Annotated in this window: 28 protein-coding genes; 8 read left to right on the plus strand and 20 right to left on the minus strand. The window is 45.6% G+C overall.

Going from position 1 to position 25,708, the window contains the following annotated elements:
* Nucleotides 1–102: 102 nt before the first annotated feature.
* The 9 genes from MHH86_RS21395 to MHH86_RS21435 all read right to left on the minus strand — a co-directional run bounded on the left by MHH86_RS21395 (nucleotide 103) and on the right by MHH86_RS21435 (nucleotide 8,384).
* Complete coding sequence (locus MHH86_RS21395; RefSeq protein WP_036676056.1) at nucleotides 103–1,434, minus strand: pyrimidine-nucleoside phosphorylase; 1,332 nt, start codon at nucleotides 1,432–1,434, stop codon at nucleotides 103–105.
* Between the two features lie 161 nt (nucleotides 1,435–1,595).
* On the minus strand, nucleotides 1,596–2,414 hold the full coding sequence (locus MHH86_RS21400) for a purine-nucleoside phosphorylase (RefSeq protein WP_036676055.1): 819 nt from the start codon (nucleotides 2,412–2,414) through the stop codon (nucleotides 1,596–1,598).
* A gap of 49 nt (nucleotides 2,415–2,463) precedes the next feature.
* Nucleotides 2,464–3,642, minus strand: a complete 1,179-nt coding sequence (gene deoB / locus MHH86_RS21405) for a phosphopentomutase (RefSeq protein ID WP_076223027.1) — start codon at nucleotides 3,640–3,642, stop codon at nucleotides 2,464–2,466.
* 242 nt (nucleotides 3,643–3,884) lie between these two features.
* Nucleotides 3,885–4,778, minus strand: a complete 894-nt coding sequence (xerD, locus tag MHH86_RS21410; protein ID WP_076223025.1) for a site-specific tyrosine recombinase XerD — start codon at nucleotides 4,776–4,778, stop codon at nucleotides 3,885–3,887.
* Nucleotides 4,779–4,937: 159 nt separating this feature from the next.
* Complete coding sequence (locus tag MHH86_RS21415) at nucleotides 4,938–5,171, minus strand: DUF4227 family protein (RefSeq protein ID WP_036676052.1); 234 nt, start codon at nucleotides 5,169–5,171, stop codon at nucleotides 4,938–4,940.
* A 162-nt stretch (nucleotides 5,172–5,333) separates the two neighbouring features.
* Nucleotides 5,334–5,798: a Fur family transcriptional regulator gene (locus MHH86_RS21420; RefSeq protein ID WP_036676051.1), complete on the minus strand. Its 465-nt coding sequence runs from the start codon at nucleotides 5,796–5,798 to the stop codon at nucleotides 5,334–5,336.
* 90 nt (nucleotides 5,799–5,888) lie between these two features.
* A complete protein-coding gene (gene spoIIM / locus MHH86_RS21425) occupies nucleotides 5,889–6,539 on the minus strand; it encodes a stage II sporulation protein M (protein WP_036676050.1) in 651 nt (216 codons plus the stop codon).
* An 82-nt stretch (nucleotides 6,540–6,621) separates the two neighbouring features.
* Nucleotides 6,622–7,821 (minus strand): endonuclease Q family protein, encoded by a 1,200-nt coding sequence (locus MHH86_RS21430; RefSeq protein ID WP_076223023.1) that lies wholly within the window; start codon nucleotides 7,819–7,821, stop codon nucleotides 6,622–6,624.
* On the minus strand, nucleotides 7,812–8,384 hold the full coding sequence (locus MHH86_RS21435) for an NUDIX hydrolase (protein ID WP_036676048.1): 573 nt from the start codon (nucleotides 8,382–8,384) through the stop codon (nucleotides 7,812–7,814). Before MHH86_RS21435 ends, MHH86_RS21430 begins: the two co-directional genes overlap by 10 nt.
* 77 nt (nucleotides 8,385–8,461) lie before the next feature.
* On the opposite strand from MHH86_RS21435, the gene MHH86_RS21440 reads away from it, so the two are divergent.
* Nucleotides 8,462–8,635 carry a hypothetical protein gene (locus tag MHH86_RS21440; RefSeq protein WP_155288161.1) on the plus strand — a complete coding sequence of 58 codons (174 nt, stop codon included), beginning with the start codon at nucleotides 8,462–8,464 and terminating at the stop codon, nucleotides 8,633–8,635.
* Nucleotides 8,636–9,882: 1,247 nt separating this feature from the next.
* Here MHH86_RS21440 and MHH86_RS21445 read toward each other — a convergent pair.
* The gene (locus MHH86_RS21445) at nucleotides 9,883–11,010 is read right to left on the minus strand and encodes a tripeptidase T (protein WP_036676047.1); all 1,128 of its coding nucleotides are present in this window, start codon (nucleotides 11,008–11,010) and stop codon (nucleotides 9,883–9,885) included.
* Nucleotides 11,011–11,104: 94 nt separating this feature from the next.
* Between MHH86_RS21445 and prli42 the strand changes: the two genes are divergently transcribed.
* Entirely contained in the window at nucleotides 11,105–11,206 is a 102-nt protein-coding gene (gene prli42, locus MHH86_RS21450) for a stressosome-associated protein Prli42 (RefSeq protein ID WP_094872112.1), read from the plus strand.
* Between the two features lie 70 nt (nucleotides 11,207–11,276).
* Here the strand turns inward: prli42 and lipB are convergent, their stop codons facing one another.
* The 5 genes from lipB to lpdA all read right to left on the minus strand — a co-directional run bounded on the left by lipB (nucleotide 11,277) and on the right by lpdA (nucleotide 17,150).
* Nucleotides 11,277–11,996 carry a lipoyl(octanoyl) transferase LipB gene (lipB, locus tag MHH86_RS21455; protein WP_076146996.1) on the minus strand — a complete coding sequence of 240 codons (720 nt, stop codon included), beginning with the start codon at nucleotides 11,994–11,996 and terminating at the stop codon, nucleotides 11,277–11,279.
* Nucleotides 11,997–12,050: 54 nt separating this feature from the next.
* A complete protein-coding gene (locus MHH86_RS21460) occupies nucleotides 12,051–13,421 on the minus strand; it encodes a dihydrolipoamide acetyltransferase family protein (RefSeq protein ID WP_340940703.1) in 1,371 nt (456 codons plus the stop codon).
* A gap of 144 nt (nucleotides 13,422–13,565) precedes the next feature.
* Nucleotides 13,566–14,552, minus strand: a complete 987-nt coding sequence (locus MHH86_RS21465) for an alpha-ketoacid dehydrogenase subunit beta (RefSeq protein ID WP_036676034.1) — start codon at nucleotides 14,550–14,552, stop codon at nucleotides 13,566–13,568.
* Nucleotides 14,553–14,555: 3 nt separating this feature from the next.
* Nucleotides 14,556–15,587: a thiamine pyrophosphate-dependent dehydrogenase E1 component subunit alpha gene (locus MHH86_RS21470; protein WP_036676031.1), complete on the minus strand. Its 1,032-nt coding sequence runs from the start codon at nucleotides 15,585–15,587 to the stop codon at nucleotides 14,556–14,558.
* A gap of 141 nt (nucleotides 15,588–15,728) precedes the next feature.
* Nucleotides 15,729–17,150, minus strand: a complete 1,422-nt coding sequence (gene lpdA, locus MHH86_RS21475; RefSeq protein WP_076146989.1) for a dihydrolipoyl dehydrogenase — start codon at nucleotides 17,148–17,150, stop codon at nucleotides 15,729–15,731.
* Between the two features lie 167 nt (nucleotides 17,151–17,317).
* On the opposite strand from lpdA, the gene MHH86_RS21480 reads away from it, so the two are divergent.
* Nucleotides 17,318–17,623: a DUF2627 domain-containing protein gene (locus MHH86_RS21480; RefSeq protein ID WP_036676028.1), complete on the plus strand. Its 306-nt coding sequence runs from the start codon at nucleotides 17,318–17,320 to the stop codon at nucleotides 17,621–17,623.
* Nucleotides 17,624–17,864: 241 nt separating this feature from the next.
* On the opposite strand, the gene MHH86_RS21485 is transcribed toward MHH86_RS21480, so the two are convergent.
* The 3 genes from MHH86_RS21485 to MHH86_RS21495 are packed head-to-tail and all read right to left on the minus strand — an operon-like array spanning nucleotide 17,865 to nucleotide 21,665.
* On the minus strand, nucleotides 17,865–19,724 hold the full coding sequence (locus MHH86_RS21485; RefSeq protein WP_340892164.1) for an ABC transporter ATP-binding protein: 1,860 nt from the start codon (nucleotides 19,722–19,724) through the stop codon (nucleotides 17,865–17,867).
* Nucleotides 19,705–21,438 carry an ABC transporter ATP-binding protein gene (locus MHH86_RS21490; RefSeq protein ID WP_036676023.1) on the minus strand — a complete coding sequence of 578 codons (1,734 nt, stop codon included), beginning with the start codon at nucleotides 21,436–21,438 and terminating at the stop codon, nucleotides 19,705–19,707. The genes MHH86_RS21485 and MHH86_RS21490 overlap by 20 nt, the downstream gene beginning before the upstream one ends.
* Nucleotides 21,439–21,455: 17 nt before the next feature.
* Nucleotides 21,456–21,665, minus strand: a complete 210-nt coding sequence (locus MHH86_RS21495; RefSeq protein WP_139329853.1) for a hypothetical protein — start codon at nucleotides 21,663–21,665, stop codon at nucleotides 21,456–21,458.
* Between the two features lie 156 nt (nucleotides 21,666–21,821).
* On the opposite strand from MHH86_RS21495, the gene MHH86_RS21500 reads away from it, so the two are divergent.
* On the plus strand, nucleotides 21,822–22,391 hold the full coding sequence (locus tag MHH86_RS21500) for a thymidine kinase (protein ID WP_036676019.1): 570 nt from the start codon (nucleotides 21,822–21,824) through the stop codon (nucleotides 22,389–22,391).
* A gap of 64 nt (nucleotides 22,392–22,455) precedes the next feature.
* Here the strand turns inward: MHH86_RS21500 and MHH86_RS21505 are convergent, their stop codons facing one another.
* Entirely contained in the window at nucleotides 22,456–22,974 is a 519-nt protein-coding gene (locus tag MHH86_RS21505) for a DinB family protein (RefSeq protein ID WP_038572491.1), read from the minus strand.
* 137 nt (nucleotides 22,975–23,111) lie between these two features.
* Between MHH86_RS21505 and MHH86_RS21510 the strand changes: the two genes are divergently transcribed.
* From MHH86_RS21510 to MHH86_RS21525, 4 genes are read left to right on the plus strand one after another with little or no spacing between them, the layout of a single operon-like run.
* Nucleotides 23,112–23,777 carry a hypothetical protein gene (locus MHH86_RS21510; protein WP_076104397.1) on the plus strand — a complete coding sequence of 222 codons (666 nt, stop codon included), beginning with the start codon at nucleotides 23,112–23,114 and terminating at the stop codon, nucleotides 23,775–23,777.
* The gene (locus tag MHH86_RS21515) at nucleotides 23,758–24,285 is read left to right on the plus strand and encodes an accessory gene regulator B family protein (protein WP_342479417.1); all 528 of its coding nucleotides are present in this window, start codon (nucleotides 23,758–23,760) and stop codon (nucleotides 24,283–24,285) included. Before MHH86_RS21510 ends, MHH86_RS21515 begins: the two co-directional genes overlap by 20 nt.
* A complete protein-coding gene (locus MHH86_RS21520; RefSeq protein WP_143759017.1) occupies nucleotides 24,282–24,401 on the plus strand; it encodes a cyclic lactone autoinducer peptide in 120 nt (39 codons plus the stop codon). Before MHH86_RS21515 ends, MHH86_RS21520 begins: the two co-directional genes overlap by 4 nt.
* A 21-nt stretch (nucleotides 24,402–24,422) precedes the next feature.
* Nucleotides 24,423–24,758 (plus strand): LytTR family DNA-binding domain-containing protein, encoded by a 336-nt coding sequence (locus MHH86_RS21525; RefSeq protein WP_036676016.1) that lies wholly within the window; start codon nucleotides 24,423–24,425, stop codon nucleotides 24,756–24,758.
* Nucleotides 24,759–25,332: 574 nt separating this feature from the next.
* Here the strand turns inward: MHH86_RS21525 and MHH86_RS21530 are convergent.
* On the minus strand, nucleotides 25,333–25,641 hold the full coding sequence (locus tag MHH86_RS21530) for a hypothetical protein (protein ID WP_036676014.1): 309 nt from the start codon (nucleotides 25,639–25,641) through the stop codon (nucleotides 25,333–25,335).
* Nucleotides 25,642–25,708 lie beyond the last annotated feature (67 nt).

A 25,708-nucleotide genomic window follows, 5' to 3' on the forward strand; every position in this document is an offset into this window, starting at 1 on the left:
CCATTGAGCAAAACGCAAAGCAGCGACCTTCCCGTTATGGGAGGATCGCTGCTTTGTTGTCTGTTTACGGCCATAGCCATGACAATATTTATATTACCTTGACTAGTACCGTGTTACCCCATCTTTAGTAACAAGTGCAAATACCAAAGGTTGGGCAGGAACAGGTTCAGAAGTGATACGGTAGGCTTCTAACACCTTACCTTCAGCTTCCTCAACTTTCTTCTCACTGGCATCGTTGATATGCAAGACTGCAAGCGTCTCGCCAATCTCTACAGCATCTCCAACCTTTTTGGAGAGTTGAATCCCCACAGCCAGATCGATTACAGATTCCTTAGTTTCACGTCCAGCTCCAAGCAGCATAGCCGCAACGCCAATTTCCTCGGCCTGAATACCTTCTATGAACCCCTTCGTTTTCGCCTTCACTTCAATGAATCGCTTAGCAGTAGGGAGCTTCTCCGGAGAATCAATTTGCGATACATCTCCACCTTGTGCCTTCACGATTTGTTTGAACTTCTCTAGCGCACTGCCATCTTCAATATGCGTCATAAGAATCGAACGTGCCTCCGCTTCATCCTTGGCTTTGCCGCCAAGAACAAGCATCTGGCTGCCCAGAATAAGACAGACCTCCTGTAGATCCTTTGGACCATGACCCTTCAAGGTCTCGATTCCTTCCTTAATTTCCAACGCATTTCCGATCCCGTAACCAAGCGGCTGGTCCATATCACTGATGATTGCAACGGTATTGCGACCCAGATGCGTTCCAATGTCAACCATCGCCTGAGCGAGTGCTATAGAATCATCCAGCGTCTTCATAAAAGCACCGCTGCCTGTTTTGACATCCAACACGATCGCATCCGCACCTGCTGCAATCTTCTTGCTCATCACAGAGCTTGCAATAAGGGGGATGGATTCAACTGTTGCAGTTACATCCCGAAGGGCATACAGCTTTTTGTCTGCGGGTGTAATGTTGCCCGACTGACCGATCACGGCAGCCCCGATCTCCCCTACTTGGTCAAAGAAACGCTCACGAGCCATCTCGATAGAGAAACCACTGATTGACTCCAGCTTATCGAGCGTGCCTCCAGTGTGCCCAAGTCCACGACCGGACATCTTCGCTACCGGTACTCCAGCAGAAGCTACCAAGGGTGCCAATACTACAGTTGTTTTATCGCCCACTCCGCCTGTGGAGTGTTTATCGACTTTAATACCTGCGATTGGGCTAAGATCTACTTGATCGCCGGACATCGCCATTTCCATCGTTAGATCGCCGGTTTCCCGCGCGTTCATGCCTTGAAAATAAACAGCCATTGCCCAAGCAGAGAGCTGATAATCAGGCACTTCACCTTTACTATAGCCCTGAATTAGAAAGGAAATTTCCTCACGACTCAGCTCTCCGCCATCTCTTTTTTTCTGAATAATATCGACAGCTCTCATATTACACCTGCACTTCACGGACAATTGCGCGAGCAAGTCCGATAAATTTTGGTCTAGTCAAATTAGTTACCTTCATTATCTGTTCAAACGTCAATGGCTCAAGTTCATTCACTTGTGTCATAGATTGGACCTCCCAAAAATTCAAAATGCAGTACCCGAAATTACATTTTCGGAATAAAGCCCAACACCAGCTTCAGGAAACGCTCACGCACACGGTCTGCAGTTTCCATAACCTCTTCATGGTTGAGAGGTTGATCCAGAATTCCCGCAGCCATGTTAGTAATACAGGAGATACCCAATACCTCGATACCTGCATGACGGGCAACAATGGTTTCCGACACAGTAGACATGCCCACAGCGTCAGCCCCTAGATGACGAAGCATTACGATTTCAGCAGGTGTTTCGTAGCAAGGTCCCAGCAGACCTGCATATACGCCTTCTTTGAATTCGAAATTCTGCTGCGCTGCCGTTTCCTTCGCTACCTTGATTAGGCGGCGACTATAAGCGGTTGACATATCCGGGAAGCGCACGCCCAGTGCAGGATCATTAGGTCCTATTAACGGGTTCCGACCCGTCATATTCAGATGATCCGTAAGGAGCATAAGATCGCCCGGCGTGAAATCTGTGTTCACTCCACCAGCAGCATTAGTTACTAATAGGCTGGCTATACCAAGTTCTTTCATAACCCGAACAGGGAATGCCGTTACCTCCGGTCCATATCCTTCATACATATGAAAGCGGCCCTTCATCATCACGACACGGCGTCCTTCAATCATACCGATCAGCAGTTCTCCCTCATGCCCTTCTACAGTGGACACAGGGAAGTGAGGAATCTCATCATATGGAATGCTGATTCCATCGGTGATCAGGTCTGCCAGCACACCGAGTCCTGAACCAAGGATCAATCCAATTTCCGGAGCCACCGGACATTTGTCTTTTATATAAATGGCTGCTTCTTGAATTTCTTTTTGAGTTAACATGCTATGGATGATCCTCCTTAATGAATGTTGTGGCGCAACCCACATCCTTTTATTGCAGTTTCGCTAAAAAGCTTGTCCCATACTGCGGCGCCTTCGCACCGAAATTATCAGCAATGGTTGCGGCAACATCCGAGAAGGTCTCACGAATACCTAAGCTATCTGGATGCTTAAGGCGTGGGCTGTAAATAAGCAGTGGCACATATTCACGAGTATGATCTGTTCCGCTATGGATTGGATCATTCCCATGATCTGCTGAAATAATCAACAGGTCATCTTCACCAAGCGTGGATAGAATTTCAGGCAGCGCCTGATCGAATACTTCCAGTGCATGACCATATCCTTCCGGATCGCGACGGTGTCCATATAAAGAGTCAAAATCCACCAGATTCGTGAACAGCAAGCCATTGAACGGTTGGCGAAGTTGCTCAATGGTGACTTCGATACCATGTTCATTGCTCTTCGTAGGGTAAGAAGCTGTAACCCCTTCACCTGTGAAAATATCGTTGATCTTTCCTACCGCGATAACATCTTTTCCGATATCAGCCAGCGCGTTCATTACCGTTGGTTCCGGTGGTTTCACGGCATAATCATGGCGATTTGAGGTCCGTACGAACTTTCCTGGTTCGCCAACATATGGACGAGCAATAACACGCCCTACGGAGAATTCTGGAGCCATAGTTAGCTCACGGGCGATTTTACATGCGCTGTACAGCTCTTCCAGTGGAATGATATCTTCATGTGCCGCAAGCTGGAATACACTGTCCGCAGAGGTGTAGACAATCCAAGCTCCGGTCTTCATCTGCTCTTCGCCATATTCAACTAGAATTTCCGTACCGGAAGCTGGTTTATTACCGATCACTTTCCGGCCAGTTGCTGCTTCGAATTTTTCAATCAATTCTGTCGGAAATCCATCCGGATACGTATTGAATGGAACCTCGATCTTCAGCCCCATCAGCTCCCAGTGCCCGGTCATCGTATCCTTACCGACAGATACTTCCTGCATCTTGCCATAATATCCTGTTGGTGAAGCTACAGGTTCAAGCGGCGGCAGCGGAGCAATATTAGCTAATCCTAACTGCTGTAGGTTAGGGAGTTTCAATCCGGGAACACGGTTCAAAATATGACCAAGCGTATGTGAACCCGCATCACCAAAATTCGCAGCATCTGGAGCTTCTCCGATACCTACACTATCCAGAACAATAAAACCAATTCGTTTAAATGAGGACATATTGTCTTCACTCCTTTTTTAATATAGATCGTTAGTTCATTCGTTTGCACCAACAAGAAGAAACGGCTGTACCTTCTCCCGGAAGTCAGATGCTTCCGTAGCTAGCGATACAATGTATCGCCTGTCAGGTATCCGTTTCTGCCAAAGGATAACCTGTGGAAAATTACCCATTCCCCAGTCTATCCTATAAGTATGATTCCATCATAACTATCTTACTCACAAAAAGCATCTTTGAAGCATGATCAGCGAGCTCTGGGATGATGGCTCTCATATACTTCCTTCATATTCTTACGGGCGATACCGTTATAAATCTGAGTCGTCGAAATATCAGCATGACCCAGCATTTGTTGTACGGAACGCAAATCCGCTCCACCTTCCAGTAAATGGGCGGCGAAGGAATGCCTAAGCGTATGCGGTGTAATATCCTGCTCAATGTTTGCTTCCCGTGCGTATTTTTTTATGATTTTCCAGAACCCCTGGCGGGTTAATCGCCCACCTAGGCTATTCAGGAACATGGCCGGCTCCTCCTGATGATCACGAAGCAGCTTGTCCCGCATAAGAGAAGTGTAAGCTGCTACACTCTCAGCAGCAATGGTTCCAATGGGAACCACTCGTTCCTTGCCCGAAGTCCCTGTACAGCGCGCAAACTTCATGTCCGTATGCACATCGTCTACGTTAAGAGAAATCAATTCAGAAACCTTTATTCCCGTTGCGTAGAGCAATTCCAGCATTGCCTTATCGCGCATCCCTTGTACTGTACTCACATCTGGAGCAGCCAGCAGCCGCTCAACCTCCGAAACCGCAAGCACCATAGGTGGCTTCTTATCAGGCTTCATGGTTTCCATGTCCAGTGTTGGATCCTGCTCAATTAAACGTTCCTTCAACAAATAATGAAAAAAGGCCCGCAGGGACACCGCGTTTCTGTTGAGCGTTGCAGTGGCTCTTCCCGCTCCGCGTAAGGAGCCAAGATATAACATCACATGAGATCTTCGGATTTCTTCAGGCTGTTCAGCCCCCCGCTCTTCAGCAAACTCTAGAAACTGCGATACATCCCTACCGTAAGATTCCAGTGTATTCGGGGACAAGCCTTTATCTCCGGACAAATAATGTAAAAAAGGCTGCAAGTGTGACTTCATTATTTCACGCTCCTGTCCTGGCGCAGCTACTCTTAGTGTCTTCCTGCAGCACATTCAGCATGAGGCTTCAGCAGATGTGTACACAACTCTTACTCTGCATAAATCCACCCTAGCTTTCTTCGACATTCTTCTCGCTTGTTCCTGCTTCCTGCGGAGCTTTCATTCTCCGAACCAGTAATAGAAACGTAAGCGCTGCCTTGCATCCAGACCATCATCACCAACCTCGGCGTGATCAAATGCCCGAACAGCAGTGCCTTCAGGAATTCCATAGTTCTCTATCGGACTAAGCCATTCCCCTAGCCAGCTCATAGCATAGTAGAGTAAATAGCTTAGAGCCACAAACATGATCATAAAATACAGCTTGCGCACTGTTTTGGGCACAGAAACAATCATAAGGACGCCTCCTATTACATATAAATGAATTCTGCTCGTCCTTCATTTTATGCTCCAAAAAAGGCTGATATGTATGGCTCTAATAGACTAATCATTTAAAAAGCCCCCTCCGGTATAGGAACCGGGGAGGACTTGTGAAGTTAATTCTTAATATAAGATAACTTAGGATGGATTTCCGTCTGTATTGTTCTTATCAGTACAGCGGTAGCAAATCCCATGGAAATCAAGTCTATGATCAAGCACTGTGAAATTAAACTCTTTCTCCAGTCGCTCTTCCAGCGGACCGAGCCAATCCTCGCGAATCTCATCCATACTGCCGCATTGCACACAAATTAAGTGATGATGATGATGCTTCGCAGTATCTGTTCGCAAATCATACCGGGCTACACCGTCGCCGAAATTGATCTTTTCTACGACATGTAGCTCACTGAGAAGTTCGAGGGTACGATACACAGTCGCAAGACCAATCTCGGGAGCTTTCTCCTTCACGAGCATAAATACGTCTTCCGCGCTAAGATGATCTTCCTCATTCTCCAGCAGCACTCTTAAGGTCGCTTCCCGTTGGGGTGTAAGCTTGTATCCTTGGGATTGTAACTGTTGCTTAATCTTGTCTATCCGTGCTTCCACCTGTCTCCCTCCCCCTTGGATAATTACCGCACCGGTCTTCAAACCACTTCTTCCATTATAGGGGGTGTCGCTTTCAGAAGTCAAACGCTTTTACTGCACAGTCAAGGTCGTCACCGCTTGTACAAGTGAAGGCGTGACCCAACGCATCATGGTTGGTGTAACCCAGGTCTCAAAACATGAAATACCCAGGATCAAAAGCGCCATCACAAATGACAATATAGTGTACATGGTAAAAGGACGAGTCACTGGCGTCCGGCGTTGTCCCATCACCCGGCTGCGGATCATCTGCAAGGAAAAAGCTATCGCAGCTGCACTGCTAACCAGCAGCACAGGGATCAGCACCAGATTATGTGGAGCCACAGAAACTAACGCGAACAACATCCCATGCCAAGAATATTGACTGACCAGACAGCCAACCGTAAAACCGATCAGTACCCCTTTTAAAAAATCAAGAATCAAAATTCCCGGCAGCCCAATGACCGACAACCCAAGAATCCAGATCAGTCCGATCCATTTCAGATTCAAGGCTGCTATACTCCAGTACGAATCAGGTGCGGCTGGCAGACCTTGCTGATCAACCGTAACAAAGAAATTCCCCAGATAATCCCCCAGCTCCTGCTGCTGATCCATCGTAAGCGCACTAACGATAAGAGCTCCAAATACAACACCTACCAGAAATAATACGCCGACAAAAATATACAGAGGCGTCTGTTCCTTCATCATCAGCCGTAAATTACGCATTTGGGACGTTCCCCTTTCCGGTTACATGTTACACCATATGAGAAAACGTCCCGCGATATGACTTGTCCTTTAGGTAATGACTCTACTTTCTGGGCTGTACCACTTTACCGTACGTCCCGCCACCGCCTGCTGATAGCTCCAAAATGCCAGAGCGGGCCTGGACGATCATCGACGCCAGATCCGCACCTACAACGCTGGCAATTTCCGCTTCACCACAACCATGTAAAATGTTCATCTCAGTTCCAAATGCTTGCAGTAACGCGTTCATCTTCGCCTTCCCTAACCCCGGGATAAATTCAAGCGGAACCTGATAATGATAGGGTGGACGGTCAGCAGGCACTATCGGCGTCTTGCGGTCAGCAATATCTAGGATCCGGTCGAAGACACCTCTAACCAGCTTAAGACTGCCGCAATATTGGCAACGATCCGCGTTGACATAAGCCTCATCAATAATACTGCCGCAGCCCCCGCAATAGCTCCGGTGGTATTTGCCAAGCCGTGGATTAAGTCCGAAATTTGCAATTACCTTCCGTCCATCTTTACGTTCGAGTGCAAGCCGCAGTTCAGCGAACGAAGGCTGTGCCAGCTCCATCACATTATACTCACGCCCTAGCTTACCCAGTGAATGCGCATCTGAGTTGGTTAGAAACGTGTAATTATCAAGTTCAGAAAGATATCCAGCCATTTCGGAATCCGCACTCAGCCCGAGTTCAACCGCAGCTATGCGGTCCAGATCAAAGATGTCCGCCATACGCTCTGCAGCACAGCCGTACAAGCCCTTGTGAGGCGTGAAAATATGTGCAGGAATAAGAATGCCTCCCCGCCCGTAAATCTCATCCTGAAGCTCCCTAGCCGGAGCATACAGGCGCTGGGAACTTAGATTCACATTCCGCATATAGCGGCTCATCCACGCACTAAAGTCGGTCATGCGTTCCACGTCCGGCATGTAAGCGAGCACATGGCACTCTTTTCGCCCCGGCTCGCGGATTTCAATCTCTGTCCCCAGAATGATCGTAGTCCCTCGGTAAGCAATCCCTCCACCTTCAGCTAACGTCATCTCTCCAGATTCCAAAGAGCGCTGAATATCCCGCAGTACGCCAGGTGAATGACTGTCTATAATACCGATCATTTCTAGTCCCTTGCGCTCTGCAGCTTCTTTGGCAATGCCCGCAAAGGTAAGCTCGCGGCTGCCGCTAATTTTGACAGCCTGACCTTCCGACGTTCGTCCAATATGAACATGCAAATCGCAATAGAAACTCTTCAGTTCAGTTGTTAATTCCATTGGCCTGTCAGCGTGTATAGATGCCAAGCGTACACTGCCATCATCGTTTTTGCATCCGCGATGCGCCCGTCAGCCATATATTGATACGCTTCCTCCAGGGTAAGCTCCGAAACCTCTAGGAATTCGTCCTCGTCCAGTGACATATCCCCTGGTTGAGCGTTAGTAGTCACATACAAATGAATAATCTCATCGGCGAAGCCGGGAGAAGTATAGAAGGATTTAAGCAATTTCAGATCTCCACTGTGAAATCCAGTCTCTTCCTGAAGTTCACGACCAGCCGCAACTAATGGATCTTCACCTTTATCCAGCTTCCCAGCAGGAATTTCCACCTCAGTGCGTTGCATGGGCTGACGGTATTGCTCTACAACAAGCATTTTGTTGTTGTTTAAAGCAAGCACCGCTACAGCACCGGGATGCTTCACAACTTCACGTGTCGCAGTATTTCCATCAGGCAGTCTCACTGTGTCCACCTGCAAAGATATAATCTTCCCATCAAAAACAGGCTGTGTAGACAATGTCACTTCATCAAGCTCGGGTTTGCTGTGCAAATGTTGTTCTCCCATAAAGTTTCTGGTCTCCTTTTTCTCTATTGTGCATACGGTGTATTATAGCAAACTTAAAGGGAAAGAAGGAATTTCAGATGAACGAAATCTTCAGCCGTACAAGCTCATCCGCAGTTATGATGGTAGGTAAGCCGGAGGAAATAAAGGCCATCTTGGCTGGATGGATCCAGCAGTATGGGCGCGATATGCCCCTGGCATACATTCTTTCCCTGCACGATCAATCTACAATCCTTCCGTCCAAGGCAGGATGAATTCATCCTCTCCTCTGGGACTTAGCCATACATGTTCACACAACTATAGGGGTGTCTCAAAAGCCATGAAATGGCTGCTGGGGCACCCCAGTCTTTTTGCGTCCTCCCCGATTAGAGGGACTTTTGTGCTTACGATGCTGGTATTGGGCACAAGTTGTTTGATTAAGCGACAATCGCGCTTACGATGTTGATATCTAGCACAACTTGTTTGATTAGATCGCTATTGCGCCTATCTTTGTACGCTATCGGACTCAGTTGACCTTAAACACACGTTTTCCCCACTTTTGCTATGCTGTCGGACCCCAGTGCAGCTATCAGCACAAAAAACACACTATATGCTCCTCTTCCTAAGGAATAGCTGCGCTGGTGTCCGAAACTCTGCTCAAATGGCGATAAATTTGCTTTTAGCGTCATCTGAGTCCTTTAGCCTCAAGAGAGGGGGCGGACTTGACGCTATCTGTTGTGTCTCGGTGCTATCGAATGTGACTCGTTGCTGTGTGATGTGTCTCGGCACTATGTGATGTGTCTCGGCACTATGTGATGTGACTCGCGCTGTCGGATGTGTCTCGCACTATCGGATGTGACTCGTGCTATCGGACTCAGTTGACCTTAAACACACCTTTCTCGTACTTTTGCGATGCTATCGGACCCCAGTGCAGCTATCAGCACAAAAAACACACTATATACTCCTCTTTATAAGGATTAGCTGCGCTGGTGTCCGAAACTCTGCTCAAATGGCGATAATATTGCTTATAGCGTCATCTGGGTCCTTTAGCCTCAAGAGAGGGGGCGGACTTGACGCTATCGGACACAGCTGCCCTTAAACACACGTTTTCCCCACTTTTGCTATGCTATTGGACTCCATTGCCGCTATCAGCATGAAAAACACACTATATGCTCCTCTTCCTAAGGAATAGCTGCGCTGGTGTCCGAAACTCTGCTCAAATGGCGATAATTTTGCTTATAGCGTCATCTGGGTCCTTTAGTCTCAAGAGAGGGGGCGGACTTGACGCTATCGCTCTCTGCACATCGATATGCCTATGGACCCCAGTGTCGCTACTGGCATGAAGACTTCATCGGAGCATTCCGAAAATTTCTACTTCGAGACTCGCCAAAAGCGGCGTTAGAGGTCGCATGACTTTTTTTGGATTTACCTTGATATTGCTACACTATACTCCCCATAAAAAAATGCAGAGCAGCAATCCTCCGTTACGGTAGGATCGCTGCTCTGCTGTTTTATAAGGCGATTAGCCCTTTGCGCTCTCTTTTACAATATTCACAACGAGTTCAGCCACTTTAACGATATCTTCGGCTTTAATCCGTTCCTTGGTAGTATGGATATGTTCATAACCCACTGCAAGGTTAACAGTCGGAACATCTAGACCGTTGAATACATTAGCGTCACTACCTCCACCAGAGTGGAACAGACGTGGAGTAAGCCCCATAGAAGTAATGGCCCGCTGTGCAAGCTGCACTACTGCATCATGCTCATTAAAGCTAAAAGCAGGGTAGATGATTTCACTGCGGAATTCGCATTCTGCGCCGTATTCCCGCACAGTTGTCTCGAGCGCTTCGCGCATCGAAGCGATTTGATCGCCAACCTTCTCCTGCACAATACTGCGTGCTTCTGCATCCAACTGAACGTGATCACACACTACATTCGTTGGGCCGCCGCCAGCGAACTTTCCAATATTCGCTGTGGTTTCATTATCAATACGACCCAGCTTCATGGCTGCAATCGCTTTGCTAGCGACTTGAATTGCGCTGATGCCGTCCTCAGGGTTCACGCCAGCATGAGCCGATTTCCCAAAGATTTGCATCGTGATTTTAGCCTGTGTCGGTGCTGCCACCGCAATCGCTCCAACTTCACCATTGGAATCAAGTGCAAAGCCGAAGTCAGCATCCAAGTTACTTGGATCCATCGAACGTGCGCCCAGCAATCCAGATTCTTCACCCGCTGTAATCACGAATTGAATCTGACCATGCGGAAGCTTTTGCTCTTGGATAACACGAATGGCTTCGAACAACGCAGCAAGCCCTGCTTTGTCATCAGCTCCAAGAATTGTAGTGCCATCACTTGTAATCCATCCATCTGAACCAAGTGTAGGCTTGATATTTTGTCCGGGAACAACCGTATCCATATGGCAAGTGAACAGAAGCTTTGGAGCAGCTCCTCCATTCTCAGCTGGCCAGGTAATGAATAGATTGCCTGCTCCATGTCCGGTTCTTTCCTGGGAATCGTCTTCGAGCACTTCTAAACCCAGTGCGTTAAACTTACTCTTAAGGACATCGGCGATCTGCCGTTCATTTCTTGTTTCACTATCAACTTGGACAAGTTCCATAAACTCCTGAATCAATCGGTCTTGTGAAATCACTGGACTTCCCTCTCTTTCGTGAATACGGTACAATGGTTGTACGGCATTACCATCTTCATGTTAATAACTTAAACTAAATCTAAAGGAGTTACCCATGCAACGTAATAAATGGTTCAAGATCTTCATCTACGTCATGTTGTTTGCCATGATTGCCTCTACGCTATTTATGGTTATCGAGCCGTTCCTTGCAGGTTAAACATTGCTCAGGAAGCATTAATAATAGCGGCTAGGAACACCTTGCCGCTATTTGGCCTGCACGTTTGTTCTTAATCAGCCTTTGCCATATCATAGAAAGTATCCATCAGCTCTTCATATGGAAAATGTTTCAAGAAATATGGGACCAGCTCTCTAGCCACCTCTTGAAGCTCAAATCGACGACCTGCACATTCCTCTAGAGAAGTTATTCCAAAATCGGTGATCCCGCATGGAATAATCCCTTGAAACCCGCGCGCCGCAATCCCCTCAGAAATGTTAAAAGCAAAACCATGACTGGTAATAAAACCTCTTCGAAATTTACTCTTATTAAACTTCACACCAATAGCACAGATCTTCTCATCGCCAACCCAGACTCCGGTAAACTCCGGTTTACGATCTCCGACAATTCCGTAGGATGCCAAATAATCAATAATAACAGCCTCCAGACTGCGCAAGTACCCATGCAAATCCACTTTGCCATCCTCTCCGAGCTTAAGGATCGGATAACCTACAAGCTGACCTGGTCCGTGATATGTAATATCTCCTCCGCGATCGATTTCAAACAGCGCGATTCCTTTTTCTTCGAGCTGCTCTTGATCCAAGAGAAGATGTTCAGGATGATTTTGTGAACCGATAGTATAGGTAGGCGGATGCTGCAAAAGAATAAGTCGCTCCGGCTGCTCGCCAGAATCAATGGCATGCACACTTTCTTTTTGCAGCTCCCAGGCCGTCCCATACTCCATAATGGGGTCATATGAAATCTGCAGCTTACGAAAATCCGTATTTTTCATACCGTCAGGTCCCCTTTTCCAGTCTCCTGCCTGCACAGTTTGGCTAGTTATTCATTAATAGAGCTTAGTGTCCGGTGTATATCCTTCTATATTATCCTTGACGCGTTGCAAGAAACGGCCACAAATGACTCCGTCCAGAATCCGGTGATCCAGGGACAGACAAATATTAGCCATTGAGCGAACAGCAATCATATCATTGATGACCACAGGCTTTTTCACAATCGATTCAAAGGTCAGAATCGCTGCTTGTGGATAGTTAATGATTGGATAAGAAAGAATGGAGCCAAACGAGCCTGTATTATTTACAGTGAAAGTCCCTCCCTGCAAATCTTCCAGACTAAGTTTGCCTTCGCGTGTTTTTTGTGCCAATTCATCAATCTCACGAGCCAACCCAGCGACATTTTTCTGATCAGCCTTCTTAATCACAGGAGTGATAACCGAATCTTCTGTACCTACCGCTAACGAGATATTGATATCACGTTTGACAATAATTTTGTCTACAGCCCAGACAGAGTTCATAATCGGGTAATCCTTAATCGCACTCACAACAGCCTTCATCATGAAAGCCAGATAGGTTAGATTGATGCCTTCCTTGCGCTTGAATTCTTCCTTATGTTTATTGCGCAGCGCTACCAGATTAGTCACGTCCACCTCAATCATCGTCCAAGCATGTGGAATCTCCGAGACACTCTGGCGCATTCTTGTAGCAATTGTGTTTCGGATTGGTGTTACATCAATCAGATATTCCGAACTGCTTCCTCGTCCACCCTCAACCTCTATCGTTGGAATACGCGGAGATTCGCTCAAATGTAGCCCGGAATGGCGAAGAGGCTCTTCCGCTTTCTTCACTTCGGTTTGAACAAACTGTGGAGCTGGTGGTTGTGATACAGACGGGGCAGGCTGACTAGCAGGAGTTGAAGCTGCGGATGTAGCTCCACCTTTTTCTAAGAAGGTTAGCACATCTTTACGGGTAATTCTGCCACCCATACCTGTACCAGTAACCAACGATAGATCAATGTTATGCTCAGCAGCCAGTGTCTGTACTGCAGGAGAATAACGAGCACGCATCGAATCGCCAGCATTTGCAGTGGACTTCTGCCCTGCAACATCATTAGAAGCATTCGATGCAATTGTCGTCTGATTCGTACTTGGAGCAGCAGCAGAGGCAGCCACAGGCACGGCTATACGACAAATGACTTCGCCGACATTGACAACCTGGCCTTCTTCCGCTAATAGTTCACCCATAACTCCATCGATCGTTGAAGGTAATTCAGCATTTACTTTATCTGTAATAAGCTCACATATTGGTTCGTATTGCTCTACCGGATCGCCCGATTTCTTCAGCCATTTGCCGATCGTCGCCGATACCAGCGATTCTGCCAGCTGCGGCATGATCACGTCAGTCAACTTTTGGTTGTCAGACATCTTTTCACTCCTTAAAAGTTTTACGAAGCAATGACTCTTAGAAAGACTACGCAGTAAAACTTGCTTCGTAAGCATATTCTTAAAGTTTACGAAGCTTCGTAAGCATCACTTGAGTTTTAGGAAGCTTCGCATCTACTTAACAAATTAATATTGTGCTAGCCGGAGCATTTCCGCCTTCACTTTTTCTTTACTTAGCATGAAAAACTTCTCCATTGGCGGGCTGATTGGCATCGCCGGAACATCGGGACCACAGAGACGGAAGATCGGTGCATCCAGCTCGAACAGACAATGCTCAGCGATAATGGCCGCCACTTCGCCGCCAATTCCGCCTGTTTTATTATCTTCATGCACAATCAATACCTTACCGGTCTGACGGGCAGCAGCAATAATCGCATCACGATCCAGCGGTTGCAAGGTACGCAGATCAAGAATATGTGCTGTAATTCCTTCCTCGCGTTCCAATTCTTCCGCAGCCTGCATAGCAAAATGCAGCGGAAGACTGTAGCCAATCACCGTAATATCCGTTCCCTCACGCAACAGATTAGCTTCGCCAATTGGAACGGTGTAATCCCCTTCCGGCACTTCTTCCTTGATCAGCTTGTAACACTTTTTGTTCTCAAAGAAAAGAACCGGATCAGGATCACGTACGGCTGCCTTCAACAAACCTTTAGCATCATAAGCGGAGTAAGGCGCTACAATCTTCAATCCAGGTGTACCAAAGAAAATCGATTCTGGACACTGTGAATGATACAAACCGCCGAACACCCCGCCGCCAATAGGGGCACGAATGACAACCGGGCAACTCCAATCGTTATTTGAACGATAACGGATTTTAGCCGCTTCACTAATGATTTGATTCGTCGCTGGAAGCATAAAGTCGGAGTATTGCATTTCAGCAATTGGTTTCATTCCGTACATAGCTGCTCCGATGGCTACACCAGCAATCGCTGATTCAGCGAGGGGTGTATCCATAACCCGCTCTTCGCCAAACTGTTCCTGTAGACCTTTAGTTGTGGTAAATACGCCGCCTTTGAGACCAACGTCCTCACCAAGCACGAACACGGAATCATCGCGCTCCATTTCTTCCTTCATCGCGAGCCTGATGGCATCGATATATTCCATTATAGCCATGGTTTATGCCCCTCCTTTGAGGTCGGAATCACTGTATACATGCAGCAGTGTGTCTTCCGGTTTCGGGAACGGAGCATTATCGGCATATTCGATAGCCGCTTTAAGCTCAAGATTGCATTCAGCAGCAAGATCTTGTTCTTGCTCGTCACTCCACAATCCCAGACCGATCAAGTAATTACGGAATCCTGCTACGCCGTCCTTCTTCCAGTTCTCATCAACCTCTTCTTTGGTCCGGTAAGCCAGATCATTATCTGAGGTGGAGTGTGGAGACAAACGGTACATCATCGCTTCAATCAGCGTAGGACCTTCACCCGCGAGGGCTCTTTCCCGCGCTTCCTTAACGACACGATAAACCTCAAGCGGATCGTTTCCGTCTACACGCACACCAGGAAATCCATAACCCAGCGCACGGTCGCTAACCTTGCCGCCTAACTGTTTATGAACAGGAACAGAGATTGCGTACTGATTGTTCTGGCACATGATAATAACCGGCAGCTTATTCACTCCGGCAAAGTTACAAGCTTCATGAAAATCCCCCTGATTGCTGGAACCTTCACCGAAGGTTACAAATGAGACGAATTTCTTCTTCTGCATTTTGGCCGCCAGAGCAAAGCCAACCGCATGAGGGACCTGCGTGGTTACAGGGCTTGACCCTGTCACAATACGCAGACGTTTGCTGCCAAAGTGACCTGGCATTTGCCGCCCACCACTGTTTGGGTCTTCTGCCTTTGCGAATACGGACAACATAAGTTCGCGTGTAGTCATACCCACTGAGAGCACGAAAGCATAATCGCGGTAATACGGTAAAAAATAATCATTTTGCCGGTCCAGCGCGAACGCCGCCGCCACCTGACCCGCCTCCTGGCCTATGCCGGAGACATGAAAGTTGATCTTGCCAGCGCGCTGAAGCAGCAGACTGCGCTCATCGTATTTACGAGCGAGCGACATATATCTGTACATATCGATGACCTGGCCGTCACTAAGTCCAAGCTGCTTATGTCTGTTAATCGTTTCTACAGTACCTTGGGATTCCATAAAGAGATACCTCCTTATTCATAAAGCCTGAAGTCTTACAGGAATTAAGACCAATTGTGCCCTGATCTTAAAACCTGGTACTAAGACTTGGCTTGAGTATATTATAATCCCTTTCTACCCAAAAAGAAAAGCTAAGAAAAACTAAAATCCAATAGATCTTCCATCCACAGCTAACATTGCTTCTCCGATAATCTCCGAAAGGGTAGGGTGAGCATGTATAGCTTCACCAATCTCCCAAGGTGTTGCATCCAGAAGCTGTGCCAAGGCCGCTTCTCCAATTAAATCGGTCACATGAGGACCAATCATCTGCACACCAAGAATATCTCCACTGCTACGATCCGCTACAACTTTGACAAATCCGTCCTTCTGGCCATATACAATTGCCTTACCAATGGCGGAAAATGGGAACTTGCCAATCACTACATCATGTCCAAGCTCTTTAGCTTCCTTCTCGGTGTAACCCACACTTGCTACCTCAGGCCGAGTATAGACACAACGTGGTACTAAATGTATATGATAAGGATGTAGCTTCTCACCAGATAGATGGTTAACCGCCATAATCCCTTCATGACTGGCTGCATGAGCCAATTGAAGCCCACCGATGCAGTCGCCAATCGCATAAATATGCGGCTCTGCCGTCTGCATACTAGCGTTTACAGCAATAATCCCTTTGTCAAAGCGAATGTCTGTGTTTTCCAGACCAATATTCTCGATGTTGGCCACTCTGCCTACGGATACAAGCAATTTTTCTGCGGATAGGCTTTGACTTTGCTCTCCCTTACGGGCTTCGATCGAAATTCCATCCTCCGTTACCTGGCAGGTTGCAGCATCCACTGTAGTTTCAGTCAGTACCTTAACACCACGCTTTTTCAACAACCGTTGCAGTTCCTTAGCTACCTCTTCATCCTCTTGAGGCAGTAACTGACCTGCCGCTTCAACCACAGTCACCTGCACTCCAAAATCAGCCAGCATTGAAGCCCATTCGACCCCAATTACACCGCCGCCCACAATAATGATAGAGGATGGCAGCTCTTCGAGCATGAGCGCTTCATCACTGCTAAGAATCACTTTCCCGTCTGGTTCGAGACCAGGCAATACTCGTGGGCGTGAGCCCGTAGCAATAATAAGATGGCTGGAAACTACTGTTTCCATCTCCCCATCTTCCAGTTCCACAGCTACAGCACCGCTGCGCGGAGAAAAAATAGAAGGACCCGTTACGCGCCCTTTACCTTTGACAACTTGTATTTTATTTTTGCGCATCAAATATTGTACGCCTTGATGAAGTTGCTCAACTACAGCTTCTTTGCGTTTCTGTACCTTTGGGAATACCAGCTGTACACCGCTTGTCTCAATGCCATAGCTCTCGCTCTCATTGATTTCAGCATATACCTCTGCACTACGGAGCAGCGATTTACTAGGAATGCAGCCCCGATGCAGACAGGTTCCTCCCAGTTTGTCCATTTCGATGACGACAACGGACTTTCCAAGCTGTGCAGCGCGAATAGCCGCCACATACCCTCCAGTACCTCCGCCAAGTATGGCCACGTCACATGAAATTGTCATGATATGTATCCTCCAGTCATTACTCGTAAGTTCATTTTACTTAGTATATTGTACTCTCTTTTTGCTCTATTACAAAACTTATAAACGTCATATGCAAATGGACTTTTTCTTGCTAAAGCGTTATCATATGGGTGAATCTAAAGGGCTAAGAGGGGTAGGAGACACTTATGAAACTGTTAATTTCACGCTTCATTGCCATCCTTATTCTTGTGTTTCCGGGCTTAATAGCAATGAAGGGCTTCCTCATGATGAAGGATGATATTTTTGATTACATATCCATGCATGGTGATGATACCGTTGTGCCCCACTTTGCTTGGCTGCATTTCGGTGGTGGATTGCTGCTCTTCGCAGCTGGCATGACTTTCCTTGGTGGCTGGATTCTGGCTAGGGACCGTAAGAAGAATTACGTAGGTCCAAGGTTCAAGGAGAAGCAAAAGGTGAAACAAGCCGGAACGCAGGAAACGATCTCTTAAGATGCTATGTTAAACTTAGAATCAGCTTTTCATCTCATCATTTGTTCATCTGATCATATGAATCTCGAATCGCACACAATCAAGCCTTATTACCCTGCTGATTGTAATTTGTACAATAGACTTCCCCACATTCAAACCCTCCCAGCTCACCCGATCTGGTGCTCGTTATCTATCACAAATAACATAAAGGCGAGAACTTCATGGACGCAATCTGCGCTCCCTGAAAATTCTCGCCTTTTTCTTAAATACCAGCCTTATCAAGTGCCTCGTTCCGCCGCCCCTGTACCAACTCACTGTACAGTCCGCCTTGCTTCAGCAGCTCTTCATGAGAGCCTTGCTGCAATAATCTGCCGCCCTGAAGCACAAGAATTCGATCAGCCGCACGAATCGTGCCAAGTCTATGAGCGATGACGAAGCTCGTTCGCCCTTTCATCAGCGCCTGCAGCCCTTCCTGAATCTTGATCTCGGTCACTGTATCAATACTGCTGGTTGCTTCATCAAGCACAAGCATAGAGGGGTTAGCAAGAATCGCTCTCGCAATGGAGAGCAGCTGCTTCTGCCCTTGGCTTATACCGCTGCCATCCGCCGAGAGCATCCGTTCATAACCTTCGGGCATTCGCATAATAAAAGAATGGGCATTGGCCAGCTTAGCCGCCTCTTCAACCTCTTCATCGGACGCATCCAGCCTCCCGTACCGGATGTTATCGCGGATACTCCCTTTGAACAAAAAGGAATCCTGCAATACAAAGGCCATATGACTTCTCAAGCTTTCCCGCCGAATCGAAGTGATATCTAAGCCATCCAGCGTGATTTTCCCCTGATTAGGATCATAAAAACGGGATAACAGCCCTATTAGCGTTGTTTTGCCTGCACCGGTAGGTCCAACTAAAGCGATCATCTCACCAGGCTTCGCTTCAAAGCTGATATCCTGCAGCGTGTTAGAACCTCCATCATAAGAAAAAGCTACATTTTCAAACTTCACCGCACCCTGTACAGTTTCAAGTGATATGGCTGCACCTTCATCTTTAGCCTCGGTCTCTTCGTCCAGCACTTCAAACACCCGTTCTGCCCCTGCCACCGCTGAAAGCAAGGTATTCCACTGATTCGCTAAATCATTAAGCGGACGAGTAAACTGGCGGGTATATTCAACGAATACGATGATCACACCCACTGTAATCGACCCACGGATCGCAAGCAGACCACCAATTCCTGCAACAATGGCGAAGCTGAGATTATTAAGACCATTCATAAGCTTGGGGATGAAACCAGAAATGGACTGCGCCCAGTAACCGGACAGCATAATTCGCTTGTTGCGTTCATGAAAACCGGAGATGACCCGTTCCTCTTGTGAAAAAGCCTTGATAATCCGTTGTCCGGATAAGGTCTCCTCAATATAACCGTTAAGCTCCCCTACATTGCGCTGACGTTCTTTAAATAGTGGGCCTGTACGGCGTGTAATCCAGCGCATGCCTAACAACATCAAAGGCACGACGAGGAATGTGAGCAGCGTCAACAAGGGACTAAGCCACAGCATAACCCCTACGGTTCCCAGCAAGGTTAAGACACTTGAAAATATCTGAATAGCCGAGCTATTCAACGTAGAGCTGACGTTCTCGATATCATTGGTAAGACGGCTCATAATTTCTCCCTGCTGTCTCCGATTAAAAAAGGAAATGGGCAGACGGTGTAAATGGGAGAATAGCTCCGTACGCATCCGTAAGACAGTTTCTTGAGCAATTTCGATCATCCATATGTTTTGCAGCCAAGAAGTCAGAGAATAAAAAATGTACACACAAGCAAGGCTTGTCAGAAAAACAACCCATGAGCGCCCGCCGGTACCTTCCAGATAATTATCCACCGCTCTGCCAATCATGTATGGCCCCATCAGCGCTAGCGCTGAGCTGAAGACAACCATGATCAGTACAAGAATAAGCTTGGCTTTACGCTCAGCTAGATAACTCCAGATCCGGATCAGCGTCCCTGACCAATCCTTCGCCTTTGCTTTGGGTTTGCCGCCAGATGCTGTCCCTAGACTTCGTCCCACGCCAAGTTCAAAGTTCGGTTTAGGATGACGAAAAGGTTCAATTAATGCTTTGAACATGCTGCTTCGCCTCCTCTACCTGTGATTCATAAATCTTGCGGTACAGCTCGGAGCTTGCCATAAGCTCCTTATGCGAGCCTTTGCCAATTAATCGTCCCTCATCCAGCAACAGGATCAAATCGGCTGATGCCGTTGAACTGATTTTCTGAGTAATCAAAAAGGTTGTACAGGAGATATCCTTTAGCGCCTCCAGCAAAAGCCCTTCCGTAACCGCATCAAGTGCACTGGTGCTGTCATCAAGGATCAACATAGCCGGTTTCCTAACAAGTGCGCGGGCAATCGTTAACCGCTGCTTTTGTCCGCCGGAGAGATTAACCCCTCGTTGACCAAGCATCGTGTCATAGCCATCCGGCAACCCTTTTACCGTCTCGTGAATTTGTGCAGCCGCCGCTGCTTGTTGGATTTGTTCAAGTGTGGCGTGTTCATTGCCCCATGCAATATTATTGCGGATTGATCCGCTGAAAAGCTGCAATTCCTGAGGCACATAACCTATCGATCTCCGCAGTCTGGAAATATCGATATCAGCACTTTTTTCACCGTCAATCCAAATGGTGCCGTCTGTCTCTTCATACAAGCGCGGAATCAGACTCACGAGTGAGGATTTTCCTGATCCGGTCGCCCCCATAATCGCTACTCGCTCACCAGCAGCTACTTCAAAATGAATGTCCTCCAGGACAGAGATATCACTATTAGGATACTTAAAGCAAACGCCTTCAAATTTAACGTGGCCCTGTATCGGCTCGCCTTGCAAAGTCCCGCCTTCACGAACTCCAGCTCCCGCTTCCATAACTTCTGAAACACGCTGAGAGGAGGCACGAGCGCGGGAAAACGTTACAACAAGACCAGATATAGCTGATAGTGCTCCAATCGTTCGCAAGGAGTAATTAATAACAGCAACAGTCTGACCCAAAGTAGCATCCCCATTGGAAATGGCTATCCGTCCAAACCATAAAATCGCCAAAATCGCCGCATTCACAATAAGCATAACAAAAGGCATCGTCGTCTCAGTCAAACGCAAGGCAGACACCGTTGATCTCATCAAATTCCCGCTAAATACCGTGAAACGTTCAATCTCATACCCCATACGCACAAATACGCGGATCAAGCGAATACCCGTAAGATTCTCCTGAATCACGCCATTAACTCCGTCTAAACGCTGCTGGACCGTACGAAATAATAAGGAAGCTTTTCTCATAATCCAGTAGAGGAAAAAAATCAACAAAGGTAACGCCACCGTCAGCAGTAATCCCAGCTTCACATGAACAACTAACGCCATAATCACACTGCCCACCACTACAAGTGGCACCCGTGTCATAAAGCGCAAGCTCATAAAAATAGTATCCTGCAGCTGTGATACATCGCCAGTCAGACGGGTAATCAGTGACGAAGTAGCAAAACGATTGAATACTTCATACGTAAAAGACTGTACCTTTTCGTACAATTTGTCCCTAAGATCGAACGCAAAGCTCTGACTTGCATGGGCAGCAAAAAAAGAACTGAGTACCCCGGCTGTAAACGCAACTACCGCGCTGCCGATCAATACACTACCCCACAGCCATACTACAGAGGTATCTTTTTCTCGGATCCCCAAGTCAATGATTTTGGAAATGATCAAAGGCTGTGATAATTCTACCGTCAATTCAATGAGCATCATTACAAGGGCAGCTATTGCAGCTACCTTATATTTTTTGAGAAAAGAGAAAATCAAAGCCATTCGCATACCCTCTTTTTCTATTCGTACAGTGCATCCCTTAACCGAGTTGACATCGTGGAAGCCTGTCCAGTTTTCAGTATTGCTCGACGCAGTGCTTTATTACTCCGATTCAATTCCACCAAATCCGCCATCATTTCTTCCAGCAAGCTTTCAGTGTCACTGGATAAATCTCCATTCTGCTGCAAAAGAGCTAACCGTTCCTTATATTCATCTAATCTTTCAGTCACACTTATTACTTCCTTTCCCATCTCTTATTACCACTTATCATACCACATCCAATCAATCGCAATGTTTTCACTGGATACATCCGATCCGAATATGATACTCTAATAAGGTCGCATTTTTAAGATATGATCATTGTTTTTACGAAAGGATAGATGGAAGTGGCACAATTGTTTTTCAAATACGGAGCAATGAACAGTGGTAAATCTATTGAGATACTCAAGGTTGCACATAATTATGAAGAGCAGGGGAAATCGGTGCTTATTTTCACTCCATCCATAGACGACCGGGACGAGGTTGGTTTTATTTCTTCTCGTATTGGGCTTCGGAAACAAGCAATCCCCATCGATGAGAACACAGATATTTATAATATCGTCAGCAGTAACCAACCTAAACCACACTGTGTACTTATTGATGAATGTCAATTTCTAAGCAAGGAATGTATTCTCCAGCTAGTGCGTATCGTTGATGAGCTGGGTATTCCGGTAATGGCCTTCGGACTTAAAAATGATTTTCAGAATCAGTTATTTGAAGGCAGCAAATATATGCTGATCTACGCTGATAAAATTGAGGAAATGAAGACGATCTGCTGGTTCTGCGAGCGCAAAGCTACTATGGCTCTACGAGTAGAAAACGGCAAGCCCGTATATAGCGGCAAGCAAATCCAGATTGGTGGTAATGAAGCTTACTATCCGGTATGCCGCAAATGTCACAAGAATCCACCGCTATAGCCGTGTATAAAAAGCATCCCAAAGCCATAAAGGCTATTGGAATGCTTTTTTGATTAAGAAGATATTACCCTAAATATCTTTCTTTAAGAATATTCAAATGATGATGGTCATGTCCAATCATAATGCAGGCCTGAGCTCTCGCAGAAAGAGTAGCCTCGTTAACAGTTCCCTTCCGGATCCATGCTTCCTCCGGCAGAGTTTCCATTAGGAGTAATGTCGATTCTCGAACAAGATTGTAGTGGGCCAGCAACGCTTTTAAAGTGTGCGCTTCGAAATTGGCGGTAAGTACATAGTCTTTCTCTTCAAAACCCGGCAGTGGAGTCGTATCCCCTCTGGCGATGCACAATAAACGGTAGGACATGATTCTTCCGGTATCAGCCAGATGTCCGACCATTTCCTTGATACTCCATTTCTCCGGAGCGTAACGATAGTCCCCTTGTTCTTCCGTAAGATTCGAAATAAAAGTGCAAATCTCATCCGTCTGCTCTCTAAAAATAGTAATGATGTCTCCTTCAGCTGGCACTAAATCGACATATTTTGATAATTCTTCGAGATACTCACTGCTTTCTGGACGTCGATCCATGTCTAAACCCCTCTCATTTTGAATTTTTTTGAAAAAATAGGAGGAAAATTATACTGTAGTTGTTGTATTTTAGCTCATTTTATACGATACTTGCAATAATAGGGTTGGTTAAACTAGAAGTCATCGGGAGTGTCGGCATGCTAGATTTTATTCTTTTTATGATATTTTCAATACTTGAGACTTATGCGATGTTCTTTCTGGCTTTCAAAATTTTCAAAATTGACTTATATCATAAAGAGATGGTGTTTGCTAGTTTTATTATGGGCTTTTTTTCTTATACCCTTAGAATCAACTATGGGATAGCTTCATTAGATACTTTCTCACAATATGCACTAATGTTTTGCTTTATGTGGATGTTATTCCGGATTCATCCCTTCTACGCTTCCATATTAACCGGAATGGCCTATCAATCTTACTCGGTGATTCAAACCACTCTTTTTTATTTATTGAAATTTATTTTCAAGTTACCCTTAACCTTACTGGACTATTTTTCAGGCAATGTTTTTGTACTTCAATTTTTAACAGCCTTAACAGTAATTTGCATTGGTATGTATGTAGGTCATAAACGTCTTGGATTTGACTTTGTACCTGATAAACCTGATGTTAAAATTAAAACAACGCCAAGCGAAAAAATATTATTCACTTTAAATCTTCCTGCATTATTCATCATTACTTCTTTTTCGTACTTTATTAAGTCCTTTTACTTTTTCTTGATCCCGATTTTTTATGGGGTAATATTATGGGGATATCTTTATCTTTCTTACAAAAAGGATAGAAATAATTATGAATCTTTTAGCTCTTAAAATTGTAGAAGTCATTAAAAAAAACAACCCAGAGCAAACACATTCCATTGAAATCATGCATTATGCCCTTAGCATTATTCTGAATACTTTATTCATTATTATGACTTCTTTATGCATTGGCGGGCTCACTGGACAGCTAAAGGAAACATTCTTAGCCTTATGCAGTTTCGGATTGTTAAGAGCATCCTCTGGCGGTGCTCATTTAAAATCCGTTTGGGCTTGCAATATTATATCTATCTTTATATGTTCACTGATCCCTCATATAGCTAATCTAATACATAACCATTTCATTTGGATTAATCTTTTTTCTTTACTTGTAATGATCTTATTTGCTCCAAATCCTGATGGTAATGCTCAGATTCCCAAAGAATGGCATCTGGGTTTGAAAGTGATCTCCATATCTCTAGTGGCTTTAAATTTCTGGTTCCATTCATCTGTCATAGGATTATCATTTCTATTGCAATCCTTTACAGTCATAATTCCATTACAAAGGAGGCCATTAAGATGAAAAAAACTATAGCTCGTTATGCTTCTAACGCGCTCGCTACTTCTGCTCATGTTTTTGCAACAATTTTAAAACCTTATATGCACAGCCCTGAGATTCCAAAAGAACTGCGCAAGTAATTAAACAAGGATGGGGAAAAGATGCGTGTCTTACAGAAAGACGGTTCCTCTAGTGATATTCTAGAGGAAGATATATTGTATTTCTCGAATTATAAGAATACAATATTCGTCCATACGAAAGAAGGCGAATTTATTCTCCCCACCACGCTCTCCGATCTTTCCGTAGCGTATGAGGGTAAGGGATTCGAACGCCTTGACCGCAGCAATGTCGTCAATATCAACAACATAGAAGGCTATGATCCCGGGCGGAAGATTGTATGCTTTAATCAAGGTACGCAGTTCACTACTGTTTCGGAATCCAATGAACCTCGCCTTAAGAAGTATCTTGCTTCACAAAAGAAAAAACCGTCAGAATAAAATTCAGTTTTTAATAATCCCGGCATGTTCACACATGCCGGGATTATTTTATTAAAAATTGAAACTTTTTAGCATTTTCCTCAAAATCGCACATTATGCCATAATAATCCTCAAATGTAAAGATAAATTCGTAGGATGAATGACAGGAGACGGATCCTATTCCAAATGATACCATATAGATAAACCTATAATAAAAACAATTAATGATGGAGGATCATAATGAATTACTATTTTCATCCCTCTCCACGCCCCTCATCCCTGGAATCGATATCTGACGAGGATTTACTAAGAATCTATGAGCTAGCGGTTGATGCCCATGCATTACCGGATTTCATTGAAATTATTAAAGATATCATGAGAAGTAGAAATCTCATAGATTCTGAAAATATATAACATCCCCTTCCCCATTAAATTCACACTGACGCATGGTACACATTTTTCTCCAGCTTCAACCAACAATAAGCTCCTTAGGTCGCCTTAAGTTAAGTACATAAACATAAAAAAGGTAGAGCCTCCGCGGCCCTACCTTTTTTATATGCACATATGATGGTTAATCTCAGATAAAAATAATGCTCTATTCTGTAATTTCTGTTTTGAAAACATTCTCCAATTTGCCGCCGAGTCTTTTCTTCAAAGGAACTTTAATATCTCTGCCCAATTCTTTAAAGAAAGTTTCAACATCACATTTCACATTTTTTGCAGTTGCGATTACCGCACCATCACCAACAATGTTTTGATTCGCTTCAAGAGGAACATCAACTTCGATGTCATACTTTTTGGATAATGTCTTGATGTAACGTGCGAAGATCTCCAGCAATTCCTCGTTATTAAAATTCTCTATAGCGACTTTGCCCTTGCTGGTAAACTTCATGTTAATTTTCATTATTAATATCCCCTTTTCTGTCAAACCATTTTTAGTTGTTAGTTTATGGATCAAGATGAATAGATGG

The organism is Paenibacillus sp. FSL F4-0097 (genome assembly GCF_038593125.1).
Lineage (GTDB): Bacteria > Bacillota > Bacilli > Paenibacillales > Paenibacillaceae > Paenibacillus_AQ > Paenibacillus_AQ odorifer.